The organism is Pseudomonas citronellolis (genome assembly GCF_029335315.1).
Classification (GTDB): domain Bacteria; phylum Pseudomonadota; class Gammaproteobacteria; order Pseudomonadales; family Pseudomonadaceae; genus Pseudomonas; species Pseudomonas citronellolis_A.
On the sequence record NZ_JARJLT010000139.1, the window covers coordinates 13,899 to 26,704 of the forward strand.

14 protein-coding genes and 3 pseudogenes are annotated in these 12,806 nt (G+C 59.5%); 4 read left to right on the forward strand and 13 right to left on the reverse strand.

What is annotated here, in order from left to right; all coding sequences use genetic code 11:
* Positions 1-10: 10 nt before the first annotated feature.
* On the reverse strand, positions 11-1,018 hold the full coding sequence (locus P3W75_RS11525) for an amidohydrolase family protein (protein WP_033970253.1): 1,008 nt from the start codon (positions 1,016-1,018) through the stop codon (positions 11-13).
* 157 nt (positions 1,019-1,175) lie between these two features.
* Between P3W75_RS11525 and P3W75_RS11530 the strand changes: the two genes are divergently transcribed.
* Positions 1,176-2,015 (forward strand): oxidoreductase, encoded by an 840-nt coding sequence (locus P3W75_RS11530; protein WP_043157478.1) that lies wholly within the window; start codon positions 1,176-1,178, stop codon positions 2,013-2,015.
* 96 nt (positions 2,016-2,111) lie between these two features.
* Positions 2,112-2,903 carry a hypothetical protein gene (locus tag P3W75_RS11535; protein ID WP_033970260.1) on the forward strand — a complete coding sequence of 264 codons (792 nt, stop codon included), beginning with the start codon at positions 2,112-2,114 and terminating at the stop codon, positions 2,901-2,903.
* Positions 2,904-3,432: 529 nt separating this feature from the next.
* Here the strand turns inward: P3W75_RS11535 and P3W75_RS11540 are convergent.
* Positions 3,433-4,003: pseudogene (locus P3W75_RS11540) on the reverse strand (transposase); the annotation flags it as partial.
* On the opposite strand from P3W75_RS11540, the pseudogene P3W75_RS11545 reads away from it, so the two are divergent.
* Positions 3,957-4,784: pseudogene (locus P3W75_RS11545) on the forward strand (aldehyde dehydrogenase family protein); the annotation flags it as partial. The pseudogenes P3W75_RS11540 and P3W75_RS11545 sit on opposite strands and share 47 nt — an antisense overlap.
* A gap of 150 nt (positions 4,785-4,934) precedes the next feature.
* Here P3W75_RS11545 and P3W75_RS11550 read toward each other — a convergent pair.
* From P3W75_RS11550 to P3W75_RS11560, 3 genes are read right to left on the reverse strand one after another with little or no spacing between them, the layout of a single operon-like run.
* Positions 4,935-5,201, reverse strand: coding sequence for a hypothetical protein (locus tag P3W75_RS11550; protein WP_153576273.1), 267 nt, complete (start codon positions 5,199-5,201; stop codon positions 4,935-4,937).
* 11 nt (positions 5,202-5,212) lie between these two features.
* Positions 5,213-5,578: a hypothetical protein gene (locus tag P3W75_RS11555; protein WP_033970263.1), complete on the reverse strand. Its 366-nt coding sequence runs from the start codon at positions 5,576-5,578 to the stop codon at positions 5,213-5,215.
* 40 nt (positions 5,579-5,618) lie between these two features.
* Positions 5,619-6,068 (reverse strand): hypothetical protein, encoded by a 450-nt coding sequence (locus P3W75_RS11560; RefSeq protein ID WP_033970270.1) that lies wholly within the window; start codon positions 6,066-6,068, stop codon positions 5,619-5,621.
* Between the two features lie 141 nt (positions 6,069-6,209).
* Here P3W75_RS11560 and P3W75_RS11565 point away from each other — a divergent pair, with 141 nt between their 5' ends.
* Positions 6,210-6,557 carry a helix-turn-helix domain-containing protein gene (locus P3W75_RS11565; protein WP_024767084.1) on the forward strand — a complete coding sequence of 116 codons (348 nt, stop codon included), beginning with the start codon at positions 6,210-6,212 and terminating at the stop codon, positions 6,555-6,557.
* 199 nt (positions 6,558-6,756) lie between these two features.
* On the opposite strand, the gene P3W75_RS11570 is transcribed toward P3W75_RS11565, so the two are convergent.
* The 8 genes and pseudogenes from P3W75_RS11570 to P3W75_RS11605 all read right to left on the reverse strand — a co-directional run bounded on the left by P3W75_RS11570 (position 6,757) and on the right by P3W75_RS11605 (position 12,715).
* Positions 6,757-7,947, reverse strand: coding sequence for an MFS transporter (locus P3W75_RS11570; protein WP_116825777.1), 1,191 nt, complete (start codon positions 7,945-7,947; stop codon positions 6,757-6,759).
* An 89-nt stretch (positions 7,948-8,036) separates the two neighbouring features.
* Complete coding sequence (locus tag P3W75_RS11575) at positions 8,037-8,975, reverse strand: LysR family transcriptional regulator (RefSeq protein WP_043157474.1); 939 nt, start codon at positions 8,973-8,975, stop codon at positions 8,037-8,039.
* Between the two features lie 209 nt (positions 8,976-9,184).
* Positions 9,185-9,422: pseudogene (locus P3W75_RS11580) on the reverse strand (hypothetical protein).
* Between the two features lie 141 nt (positions 9,423-9,563).
* Positions 9,564-9,899, reverse strand: a complete 336-nt coding sequence (locus tag P3W75_RS11585) for a hypothetical protein (RefSeq protein ID WP_043157471.1) — start codon at positions 9,897-9,899, stop codon at positions 9,564-9,566.
* A gap of 92 nt (positions 9,900-9,991) precedes the next feature.
* Entirely contained in the window at positions 9,992-10,174 is a 183-nt protein-coding gene (locus tag P3W75_RS11590) for a hypothetical protein (protein WP_024767088.1), read from the reverse strand.
* Between the two features lie 45 nt (positions 10,175-10,219).
* Positions 10,220-11,140, reverse strand: coding sequence for a hypothetical protein (locus P3W75_RS11595; protein WP_043157466.1), 921 nt, complete (start codon positions 11,138-11,140; stop codon positions 10,220-10,222).
* 80 nt (positions 11,141-11,220) lie between these two features.
* Complete coding sequence (locus P3W75_RS11600) at positions 11,221-12,225, reverse strand: YqaJ viral recombinase family protein (RefSeq protein WP_043157463.1); 1,005 nt, start codon at positions 12,223-12,225, stop codon at positions 11,221-11,223.
* Between the two features lie 103 nt (positions 12,226-12,328).
* The gene (locus P3W75_RS11605; RefSeq protein WP_276227500.1) at positions 12,329-12,715 is read right to left on the reverse strand and encodes a hypothetical protein; all 387 of its coding nucleotides are present in this window, start codon (positions 12,713-12,715) and stop codon (positions 12,329-12,331) included.
* Positions 12,716-12,806: the final 91 nt, after the last annotated feature.

Consider the following 12,806-nt stretch of genomic DNA (forward strand, 5'->3'; position numbering starts at 1 on the left):
AGCGGCTGGCCTAGGGTTCCAGTTTGAGCAAACGGATCGCATTGCCACTGCGAATCTTCTCCCGGTCATCTTCGCTCAAGCCCAGGTTCTCGGTGAGGTCGCCATGGGCATAGGCTCCCCCGAAGTTAGTGCCGTAGACCAGCCGATCCACACCGACGACCTCCACCACGCCACGGCGCAGGCCTGGCGCATGAACGTCGAGGTCAAAGTAGAAGTTGTCCAGGTAGTCCATCAATGGCCTGCGGTTGCGGGCGTCCGGTGCCATGGCCTGATTCAGTTCGCTGAGGCGGCCGAGCTGAAACACCGCCATACCGCCAGCATGGGTGATGTAAGCCTTGAGCTTGGGAAACGCATCCAGCGCACCACCGCAGATCAGGTACCAGAAGAACAGCGTTTCATCGACGCAGTCACCAACGATCGAGGTGGTCTCGAACTTGTCGTCGGTGTGCTTCTCGCCCCAGTAGATGGACTGGTTGAAGCCGTGCACCATGATAGGCACATCCAACTGCTCGATTTTCTCCCAGACCGGAAACAGGCGTTCGTCATGGGTCTCGATACCATTGAAATTGGTACCGCCGACACAGACCCCCTTGGCGCCTAGGTGCTGGACAGCGCGCTCGATCTCCCTTGTCGCTGTTTCCGGTTCGGCCAGGTTTGCATGGCACCAGAAGTCGAAATGCTGCGGATCCCGACGGCAATAGGTGGCCATCTCGTCATTGCATATGCGTGCGTATTCGCTCCCGAACTCACCTGCCCAGTACATGAATGCATGAGAGGGTGCAGAGACTACCAGTTTGTCTACGCCGCGCTCGGCCATCAGACGCCGGCGGCTTTCATGGGTCATGCGAGCTAGTAAGTTGGCTTCTGCTTCCTCGTCGCTTTGCGCTTTGGACGGCTGCTTGGTGCCCAGGGAAAAGTGACCGACGGTGAAGCCTGTGGTCTTCATGAAGGGACCCCAGAACTCATGGCGGTTCAGCATTCCCTTTGTCACGAGGTGAGCATGGATATCGATCAGCACGGTGTAGTCCTCAGGGGGAGTTGCAAGGCAGTGGCACGGTTTTATGAAATCTTATTTGAACATAAATGTAAAATTTGTTCATATGATTTCCAGGCAATCATCAAGCCAGCCTTCGACATTGGCTGGCCCAGCAATCCATCGAGCCCGGAGAACAACAATGAGGAAGACTTGGTTCGTCACGGGGGCCACTCGTGGTCTCGGCGAGGCCATTGCCAGAGCAGCGCTGGAGGCAGGTGACAATGTCGTTGCGACAGGACGCCATCTGACTCGTCTCGAGCGGGCGTTCGAGCCCTTTGCCGAGCGTGTACTGGCTCTGCAATTAGATGTCACCGAAGCTGGCCAGGCGGCGACCGTGGTCGAGGCAGCAGTACAACGTTTCGGGCGTATTGATGTTGTCGTGAATAATGCGGGATATGGCCAACTGGGTCCCTTCGAGGAGAACGACGCCGGAGCTGCAGAGCGGCAGTTCGCAACCAATGTCTTCGGTCTGTTCCATGTCTGCCGTGCAGTGCTGCCAACGTTGCGCCGACAGCGTAGTGGACACATCTTCAATGTTTCCTCCATTGCTGGTGTGAGCGGCATGGCTGGTGCGGCGCTGTATTGTTCGGCGAAGTTCGCTGTGGAGGGGTTTTCCGAATCCCTTGCCCAAGAAGTGGCGCAGTTCGGCATTCGCGTAACCCTGGTCGAGCCAGGCGCCTTTCGTACCGACTTTCTCGATGGCAGTTCGGCTGCTTTGGGCAGCATCAGCCTGGAGGACTATGCTGAGCTCAGTCGTCGTATCAAGGCGTCGTCGGCGGCTAACAATCACCAACAGAATGGTGATCCCGCCAAGCTAGGTGCGATGCTTGTGAGACTGGCCGGTGAAGAGCATCCGCCGCTGCGCTACCTGGCCGGTTCCGATGCCCTGCAGGTAATGACAGGAAAACTGGCGGCGTTGAGTCGCGAAGTGGAGCAGTGGCGCGATTGGTCGGCATTCACCGACGGAAATTTCAGCTGAGCCTAGGGAAATCGTTGAGGGTAGGTTCAGCTCTGCCTGGGGCCGGACATTGCCATTGGGTCGAAGGCATCACAGGATTTGTGAAGGAACTTCTACTTGAATCGCGATAACAAGAAAGACAATCGGTTTCAGAGTTACCTGTTGATATTGATGCTGCTGGCTTGTGCCAGGGGAGAGGCTCTGGGAGCACAGGACCGACAGGCGTTGCATGAGATGCGTACTCTGGCGATCCGGGCAGCTGTCAATGCGCTGCTCTACTACAACCTCAATGGCTCCCCCTATGAGGCAGAGAACATGGAGGTCTCCACCCGTGCAATGGGACGCTTGCGCGAAATGGCCACGCAAGTGGGGGATGCGTCTCTAATTGAGCAGGTACGCCGGTTTGACAATGCGGTTGTCGAACTGAAGCACCTGCCACAAAGCGTCGCTGACGCTCGCAAGGTTCAGGCAGCTTATTCCCGTTGGTTGCCCGCTGTCGTTGAGGGGTATTCCAACCTGGAAAGGTCACTGACCGAGCACTACGACGCTGCTCCTGATCCGGGGCAAGTGCAAGACGGACTGCACAAGCTCAGTCAGAATATCGGGCAGATGTTGATCTCCTACCAGCTGGCGTCCTTTCCGAACTTCGGCGGCGACGTCTGGATTCTCGACGATCAAGCTCTCGTCTCGCTGGATAGCAGTATCGAACGGCACTTTGCTGAGTTATCCGCGCGCGGCCACGATCTGTCCACGACTCTGAACGCTCCACTGAGTGACTACCATTTCGTGCGTCCGCGCCTTCTAGAGTCGTCTGGGCACTGGGCGCCGAATGCGGTAGAACGGTACCTGATGAAAGCGATGACCGCCCTTGATGATGAAGTGCGGCGCTTGGGGACGACGCCCAGATAATTCGCGCGTGTAGTTGCTTGGTCCTTAGAAGCCGGAAATTATCCTACGGGGGACTGTAATCATGTTTGCGCATTTGAGTGAGGGCACCAATGACCTGGTAAATGCGCGCGCCTTCTACAATCTTGTTCTTCCTAAACTGGGCTGCGTCTGTTTTGAATCCATGAAGAATGCCGCGGTCTGGGAGGCGCAGGTTCTCGTTTCGTGGTCCTGAAGCCAATTGATGGCAATATCGCAACAGTAGGCACCGGCTTTGACCGCCCCCACCCGGGCTGCGGTGGATGAATTTCACAAGATAGCTCTGCAGGCGGGAGGCGTCGACGCAGGGGGCCCCGGTCTGCGGGACTTCGGCCCTCACGTATATTCCGCGTATGTACGTGATCTGAACGGCCACAAGATCGTTGCCACTTGTCTGAACTCCGAGTGAGTCGGGCAGACGTAGAGTGCGTCCATGGAGCGACGTCGGTCGAGGTGTCGTAATTCCTGGCGGATGCCCGGTTGAGCGCTTCTGCCTGACTAGTCCGGAAAGTAGCCTTGGCCTGAGCCACAGCAGGCTCTTGTCGGTCAGCAGTGTCTAGCGAGAGGTAGCGGCTAATGCTGGATTCGATCTATTCCATCCGCCGTTGCAGCTTAGTACTGGTGAAGTTGATATCACGGTTGTTGACCGATTTGAACTTGCTGCCGTCGATAGCCACCAGCGCTTCTGAGAACAAACCGAGCTGCTGGCACAACACCACGAACTGCCGCCAGACACCACGAATGGCTTTGCCATTGTCCTTGCGGAAGTTGGCGACGGTCTTGAAATCCGGTGTCAGGCGTCCGGTCAGCCACATCAGCTCGACGTTGCGTTGTGCCTCGCGTTCGAGGTGGCGACTGGACTGGATGCGGTTGAGGTAACCGTAGATGTAGATCTTCAGCAGGACGGCAGGGTGGTATGCAGGCCGACCGGTTTCAGCGGGGACGACCCCATCAAAACCGAGTCGGCCGAGGTCGAGTTCATCGACGAATACATCGACTACCCGCACTGGATTGGTGTCCGCGACGTAATCATCCAATGGGCGCGGCGATGTTGTCGGTGAGGAGATTGCGCGCAACCCTGGCATCGCCAATATCTCGTTCACGGGGTCGCCCGCCGTGGGCCCGCATCTGGTGACCACGGGCGCGGCCACGATGAAGCGCGTGACGCTGGAGTTGGGCGGCAAGTCGCCAACCGTGGTGCTCAACGATGCGGACTTCGCCGCCGTCATGCCGCTCGTGCTGATGGCCGGGTTCATGAACAGCGGCCAAGCCTGCATCGCGGGCACGCGCATCCTCGTGCCGCGCAGCCGCCTGGCAGAGTTCGAGCAGGTGGCGAAGGAGGCGGTCTCGCACATCCGGTCTGGCGACCCGCGCAATGCCGACACCGACATCGGCCCGATGGTGAGCCGCAAGCAATGGGAGCGGGTACAGAGCTACATCCGCATCGGGCAGGAAGAAGGCGCCACGCTGCTGGCAGGCTGAGAAGGCCGCCCCGATGGCCTGCACACAGGATGGTTCGTCAAGCCCACGCTCTTCACCCGGGCCAACAACCAGATGCGCATTGTACGCGAGGAAATCTTCGGCCCCGTGCTGACCATCATCCCCTACGAGGACGAAGCCGATGCGATCGCCATTGCCAACGACACGCGCTATGGCCTGAGCGCCCTGGTGCTGGGCACGAACCCGGAAAGCTGCGAGCGCGTGGCGCGCCAGATCGATGCGGGCCGCGTGCTGGTCAACACCCTGGCCCATGAGCCACGCGCGCCCTTCGGCGGCTTCAAGCTCTCGGGGCTGGGGCGCGAGATGGGCCGCTGGGGCATGAGCGCCTACCTGGAGCCCAAGACCTTGCTGACCAGCGCGGGTTGAAGTGGCGATCACTCGCCGGGAGAGCTCCGCAGCGGCTGTTCATCTGGCCCCAGCCTCTAGGCATTGGAACCCGCTTTTAGGAAGAGACAAAAAATACCTCCCACCAACAGTCCCATTTAGGGCTGCCAGCAGGAGGTCGCAAGGGCACTGTTACTCTTGTTCGGCCTGGCAAGCTTTAGCGGCTATCACCACGCTCATGAGAAATGCTTCAGGTGGCGCCGCATTGGGCTTGTTGAATGCCTGCAGTTGCGCCGGGCTGTAGCTGGCTTCCAGCTTCCTGAAGGTACAGGCACAGATGGCTTTCGGGGCGCCGCCTTGGATACACCCGGCAAGGAATTGCCCACGCACTTTCGAGTTCTCGTCAGAGCATCCCGATACCATTGCAACCATTAGAAGTACGGCAAAAGCTGCTCTCATACAGCCTGTCCTTAGCGCAGCACAATGGCGCAGCCGATGAGCGACCCGGCCACTAGGCCGATCACCTGAGGTCCAATGAGCCAGAACACCTTTATCCAGATCAGGTTGAGGATGCCGCCGTTGGTATAGACCGCATCCGGATGGGCGAACTTGCGGATAGCATCTCCAAGCAGGGCACCGATCAGGCCCAATACCGAGCCTACGATCACCGCAAAAACCTTCACGAAGAAGCCTGCACCCAATACCAACGGCGAGTTGTTGAAGACCATGCAGAGAGCCGAAAAGATCACTGCAGCCAGTCCCCAGCCAATTGCCGCGGGACTGATTGGGAAGTCGGCCTCGGAGCTCACCGAGTCCTGTTCGTGTTGTTGTTCCATGCTTATTTCCTGAGGGTGTTGTGTTGTAAGGATTTGTTGGCTACCAGGCCGACTTGCACGAGTTCTCTTTGTTGTTGAGTGGTAACAGCTCGCGGCTCAGATGCTTGGTCGGCAGCTTGACGGTCTTGCCGTGGGCAGTGATTTGCAGGTTGTTGGCCTTGCGAAGTGCCGCCCAGAAGCCTGGGAAGTTGGCACCGCAGGCGTGGCAGTCGGTGAAGAAGGGGTTGCTGTAGGTGACGCCGTCGACGATGACATCGAAGCCCTCGTCGCTCTCGGAGGAGTACTCGTGGCCTGCGATGCTTGCGTAGGCCCTGACAGCTTGGTCGTCATCGCTGGAGCAGGAGATGTTCAGGCCGTTGCCATTGCCATCATCGACAAGGTGCTCCGTTACGCCCTGACCCCAGCCACTGGTCCACTCAAACGTTCCGGCGAATGTGGTGCTGGCTGTTGCCCAGCCTACTAATGAAACCAGGAGGATTTTCTTGCGCATGCAGACGGTCCTTGTGCCTGTGGTTGGGGATCGATCACTAATCAGGTTGAAAATCAACCTTTGGAGTTGATTTTCAACTTGTGATGTTCTTCATGTCAATGAGGCGATGCCCAACCATTCAGGTTGAATGGGGGAGGCGTCATGGTTGAAACGAATCAGAAGGCACTGGCGGAAGCAGTAGGGCGGGCGATTGCCAAGCAACGCGTGCGCTGTGGCATGACGCAGGACGAGGTGGCGGAGATTCTGGGCGTTGGGAATGAGGCGGTATCCCGCATTGAACGCGGAATCGTTATGCCCAACATTGCTCGATTGTTCGAGTTCGCGACGATCTTCAATTGCAATGCGATGGAGCTGCTGAGCGAGGCCAGCTTGCGCCCGGATGATCAGGCTTCGCGGATTAGTGGATTGCTGAATGCCCTGGAGGAGAGCGACCGTCAGATGGTCGTGGAGATGGTGGAGCGGTTGAGCGAGCGACTCAGTCGCGCCTGAGTGGACTTGTATCTGTCGGGTCAGACTAAGTGAGCGGCCAGGCAAGCACTGGCCGTCTTACTCACTCTCTACTGAGGGCAGGAGCAGCTTTATTCGTTGAGCTGAATGAGTGCAGGTGGTCATCGCGATCGCAGGGGATGTTCCTGTTTGTCATCGCACTCATCCGCACAGACAGCCTCTGCTGTGCGATCAAGACGGATCAGGGGCGAGCCCGCATACGAGCCGTAATAGGTACTAGCAACACGGCGACCAGCGCCACAGCTGCCGCTACATAGCCGATCGACGCTAGCCCCAGCTCTGGGATGGCCAGCCCACCTAGCAATGCGCCGAGCCCGATACCAGCATTGGCCGCGGACACGTTCGTGGTTCCGGCCAGTGCCTGTGAGTGCTCCACCGAGCTCATCACGCGTACCTGGCAGATAGGGTACAGGGCTGTGTTGGCAATGCCCCAGAGGGCAAGCGCACCCCACAGCGCAACTGGCCAGTTGGCGAATGGCGCCACCGCGGCCATACCCAGCGCAAGAATAACCAGGAACAGCGCCGTTGCCTTGAGCGGCGAGTGACTGACTGCGCGGCCGCCGATCCAGTTGCCGATTAGACCGATGGCGCCGAAGCCCATCAGCCACCAGCCGACATGCGCCGGCGCCACGCCGGCAATGCGTTCGAGAATGTCGGCGAGGTACGTGTATGCAACAAACATGGCGGTGAAGACCACAACCGACAGTGCCACGTTGGCGAGGAAAAACGGTTCACAAAAAATGCGCGCCTGGCGGGCGAAGTTGACCCGGGCCGTACGCGCCACCGGTGGCATCCACAGGAGCAGGGCCACTGCCATCAGGAGCGACAGGGTCGCCAGAGCCCAGAAAGCGCCGCGCCAGCCGATGGCGTTGGCAGCCAGGGTGCCCAACGGAATGCCCAGCAGCAGGGCGGCGGAGATACCCAGGTAGACGCGCGCTACCGCCTGCCCCTGGTGTGCGGGACTGACCAGGCTCGCAGCGGTTTCGCTAGCCGTTCCCCAAAACAGCGGCAGTGCCAATGCTGGTAGGAAGCGGGCGATGGCTAGCACCCAGAGGTTAGGCGCCGCGGCTGCCAGGGCATTCGAGGCCGCAAACAGCAGCAGGATGCCGGCAAACAGCTTGCGGCGGTCCAGGTGTGCGAGGGCGGCGGTGAGCGGCGGCCCGGCGAGCATCACGGTGAAGGCGAACAGCGTCACTAGCTGCCCTGCTGTCGAAATCGAAATGCCCAGATCGCGAGATAGGCTCGGCAGGAGCCCGACGATTAAGAATTCGGTGGTGACGATCACGAAGGCCGAAATGGCCAGAATCAAGATCCCGATGCGGGCGCGACGAGCAGGTACTACATCGAGCGGGGTTGGTTCGTGTGCGCTCATAACGACGGCTCTTTAAGTAAAGGCCGCCATCTTATTCGTTCGGTAAATTCCTATCGCTGGCGATTATTCATGGGTGTGCGGACTTAAATTCATGAATTGTTCGATACCAATTGGTGCCCGTCGTGCCGCAGCGTGCTTGCCAGCACCTTCAGCAGCACGCTGACCTTGGGCAGCGCTTCCCGCTTTTTCAGCCACACCAGGTTCATCGGCAAGCCATCGGTCGCCAAGTTCGGAAGTACTTCCACCACTTCGCCGTTGGCCTGCTTGTGCTTGACCAGCCAGGTGGGCAGCTGGGCGATGCCATAACCCTGGGCAACCGCGAGAACCACGGCCTCGCCATCACCGATGGTCATCCGCGCGGGCATCTCTCGCCGCTCCCGCTCGCCAGGTTGTGCGCCAGCCAAGTGCCAGTGACTGCCCGCGCCATCGGTATGCCCATAGACGACGATGTCATGGCTATCGAGGTCGCTCTCGGCCAGTGGGGTGCCGCGCGCTTCCAGGTACGACGGTGCCGCGCAGAAAATGAAGCGCTGGGTGCCGATATAGCGGTGCCCCAGTTCCTCCGGCCACACGTCCGAACCGCCAATGCGCACCAGGATGTCGATACCTTCGGCAACGGGGTCGACGAAGGTGTCAGTGAAGGAGATGTGCGGCGTCAGGAGGGGATGGTGGCGCAAGTAGTCGAGCAGCGCAGGCATTACATGCAGACGACCATAGGCGGCCGGCAAATCGATCCGCACACGTCCCCGTGCTTCGACGTAGTCCGCGTGGAGCGACAGCTCGGACTCTTCGAGATCGGCCAGTACTCTCGAGCAGGTGCGGTAGAAGGCATTTCCCGCGTCGGTTAGGGCAAGCCGCCTGGTAGTGCGCTCGAAGAGGCGCAAGCCCAGGCGCGCTTCGAGTCGCGCGATGCTTTTGCTCACCGCCGAGCTTGTGAGACTCAGGCAATCTGCGGCGGCAGCGAAGCTTCCTTGGTCAGCCACACAGACGAAGACATCGATACCTTTCAAACGCTCAGAGGACTGCACTAATTGCTCTCGCTTTGTTTGCCCACGGCCTTCTGAAACCTGCGATAGGCTGCCTAATCAAAAAAAATAATACGAGATTGTGGTGCCACGGATAGCCCGCAGGCTATCCGTGGCGCAGTGACTTCTTCGTAGGGAGAGGTAAGGCATCGATGCCTGTAAGAGCTGCGCTTCGGATCTGTATGCAGAAGCCGATGTAACCCTCCCATGCCTCATAGGTAACCCAGTTCAGCCAGCGATACGCAGCCTTCACTTCCCACCACGATGTGATTACTCCTGCAGAAGGATCTGCAGATAGCTGAATACGTCCTTGGGGTGCTGGAGGGCTTGGCCTTTTCGCATTCGGTGGCAGGCCAGCTGCCTGGCCATTGCGAGGATGTCGTCTTCAGTGAGCGGGGTGTCGGCAATGTAGGTGCCGGCGGTTTCTCCGGCCTTGAACATGGCTGTCATTGGTTGAGCTCCATGGATTTTCTGCGGGCATAAAAAAGCCCGATCAAGTCGTTGGTCAGGCGCATCAATGAGGCGGCCCGCGACGGGGCACGAGCGATTTGCTGGACGGAGAGAGGGAGAGCGCTGTCAGAGAAAGCCGTGCTAGCCGCGAGGCGCGGGCTCTTCGTTGTATTTCGCCCCGCAGCGGAGGCAGAGGCAGTCGTACTCCATGAACTGAAAGCGGCGCACGTCGCGAATGAATTCGCCGGTGCTATTCCAGTTCGCTGCCGCCCCACAAATGCCATCGAGCATTAGGTTGAATGCGCGCTCCAAAGGGCTTTCGCAATGTAGGTCCGAGGGAATCGGCTGTTGGCGAGCTGGCGACTGCTGGATGCCACGTAAGAAACCATCCAGCGTGCCCATTAGCCTGGCCAGCGCTTTGGCGGCGTCCTTGGACAGCACCACGGAGGAATTGCAGATCAGGCACCGTGTAATCATGGTCAGTGCTCCTGTATTAGGCAGGATGAAATGAAGGGGAATCAGTGAACGAGCAGGAGCCTGGATGGCTCCTGCTTTTGCCAGTGTGTGGATCAGGCGGAGATGCGGACGCCGACTTCCTGGAGGAGTTGGCGGAACAGAACGAGTGCCAGCACGATGACCAACAGCAGGGGCCAGAAACGCAGCATGAGCACTAGCAGGGCTATGGCGGCTGCGCAGCTGGCCAACACACCGATAAACGCGAACAGCAAACCAATGAAACGCACCAGGTTCATGGCGCGATCCTCCTCGTAGGTTGATGGGGAAAGACGTCGTGGGTGTTATTTCGCAGCGTGCTGTGCCCGGGTTTCGGCACGAGCTTTCAGCAGCGTCGACAAGGTGGGTTTCGGTGCAGCCGGTTGAGCTGCTGCAGGCACATTCAAAGTTGGAGATTCGACAGACTGTTCCGGGAAGAACTCCTCGGCGATGGCTACGGTTTCCTCGTCGCTGTCTTCGAACGCACCGTTGGCAAAGCCCAGCCGCGCGGTCGCATCCAGCGCTACCTGGTCGAAGCCGGAGGCCTGGCGCGCTTCATCGAGTTCCCGGGCTTGCAGCAGCGCCTCCTCCATCGACAGTCCACTACGTACGGTGATGTCGACATAGAAGATCGGCGAGCCATGGCTCTGCCGGGTGGACTTGCCACGCAGGCGCAGCTCCAGCGGTAGGCATGCCAGGCGGTTACCGGAGATCGCCTGAAAGTACTGCAGTCGGGCCGCAAGGGTGCGAATGCTGTTAAAGCCGGTGGTGCGGAACACGAAGCTGCCCAGCGAATCCTCATCGCCAATGGCCACGTTGAGGCGGCCGTAGGGCTTGCACGCGCCACCTTTCGCTAGTGGGCAACCATCCGGCGAAGGGCAGGGCAGCGAGGCGATTCCGTCCTGGCCCCGACGCTTGCAAGTCTCGCCATTGCCGACACAGATCGGACGTCCAGACTGCCGATCGAACAAGCAGTACTCGGCGCGAAAGTTCAGCTCTGGGGCGTTGAACAACAGGCGGATCGGAATGCGCCGAATCTTGCCCTCCTGGGCTTTGCGCAACTCCTCGTCCAGTGGGTGAGCGAGCCAACCTTCGCGCAACTGGACCTGCGAGGTAATGGTGAATTGATCATCTTTCTCCGGCAGTCGCTTGCCGTTTTTCTCGACGACCTTGCCGATGGAAATCCGCCCGAGCACCGGCGGGGTAATGGCCAAGCCTTTGAGCATGGTGGTTCTCCAGTGGATGAAATAAAAAAGGCCACCGCGGTGCAGGGGAAACACCGGGGTGGCCAAGGGGGAATCGGACGTCAGCAGATCAGGAAGCGGCGACTGCCAACCTTGGTGGTTGGGTAGCGCGCCAGCAGGTAGGGTTTTTCCTTGAGCAGCAGAGGCACATCGAGCACCACGCTGTCTTTGGCCTTGCGCCAGGACACCGAGCCGTTGGCGAACAGCGCGCGACTGCTATCGCCCATGGCCTGTTGCAGTTGCTGCTTCAGCTCGGCCTCACGCTTGCCCTGCATTTCCAGGCTGGCGCGGACACGCTGCAACTCATCGAATGCGGCCGACAGTACCGAGTGCTCGGAGAAGTCCAGGGTGCTGCCATGGTCCTCCGGATACAGGCAGCGCAGGGCCTGCTCTGCTGACTCGGAGCCATCCGCCGGCGGCGGCGTATCGCGTTGCACGTAGCCCCAGAAGTCGCGTTCCAGCTCGATCAATCGGGCGATGAGCTCCTCGTCGCGCTCGATGCGATGGATCTCCAGGCGCTGACCACCGAGCAGCACGGCGACATCGGCCGCCTGCTTGCCGGTCACTGCCAACTGATGCATTACCTGCAATTGCACATAGACCGGCACACCCTCTTTCCACAGACGTGCTCCATTGATGCCGGCGGTTTTGCATTCGAGGACCTGCACATTGCTCGCGCCAATCACCTCGCGATCGATGTTGGCCAGCATCCAGCTCAACGAGGGATCCGGATGCTGCAGCACGGCGTTGATCCGCCTCACCCGGTTGCCGCTGCGGCGGGTGTAGTGGAGAGCGACGATGGGTTCGAGAATGTTGCCCCAGTAGGTCGGGCTCTCTTCGTCGTTCGGATCACTCTTGGGTAGCCCGGCATCGCGGCCGGTTTTCTCCAGCCACAGCTCCAGCTGCGACTTGTAGGGATTGAGGCCAACCGCAGCCGCAGCATCCGAACTACCGATGCCGTGCTTGCGCACCGTCAGCCATTCCTCTCGGGACAGTTCTTTAGTGCCGACCAAGCGCAGGGCAGGGGGCTGCCGGTGCCGACGAGGAGTAGGGTGAGCATGAGTCATGAAAGGTTTCCTTCGGGCATAAAAAACGCCCGACCAGCAGAGCCAGTCGGGCGTTGGAGGGATGAGGGAGAAACTAAAAACAGCAGCGGAAGTGCTCGAGCCATCAAGCCGAAGAGATTGCCGACTGACGTCGCTGTGTGTGATAGGCACGAACCTTCTCGCGCCACTCGGGCGAGAGTGACTTGGCCATGTCGAGATAGCGCAGCGGGCAGCTGTAGTAGCAAGGCGCCGCTGATTCATCCATGGCTTTGTACCCCCACTCGCCGCCACTGCGTTGCAGCAGGTCGCAGCGGATGTAATGCATGGAATCACCGGGAGCGAGGTTAGGATGAACCCCTTCGGTCTTTGCCGTTACTTCAGCGACCGACCACAGCACATTGCCCCGCAAGGTATGGGCGACAACGCGAACGCTGGCGTGCGCATGGTCTTCAGATTGAGTCAGATCCTGGATCAGCTCTGACCGGGTACGAGATGAGAACAACCAGCCCATGAGAGAGGCCTCCGATGAAACTCCGAGGCCCACCCTAAGGGAGTGGGACCCCGGTGGGTGGCAGTGATTGCCCAACACTGAGTTACCTGCA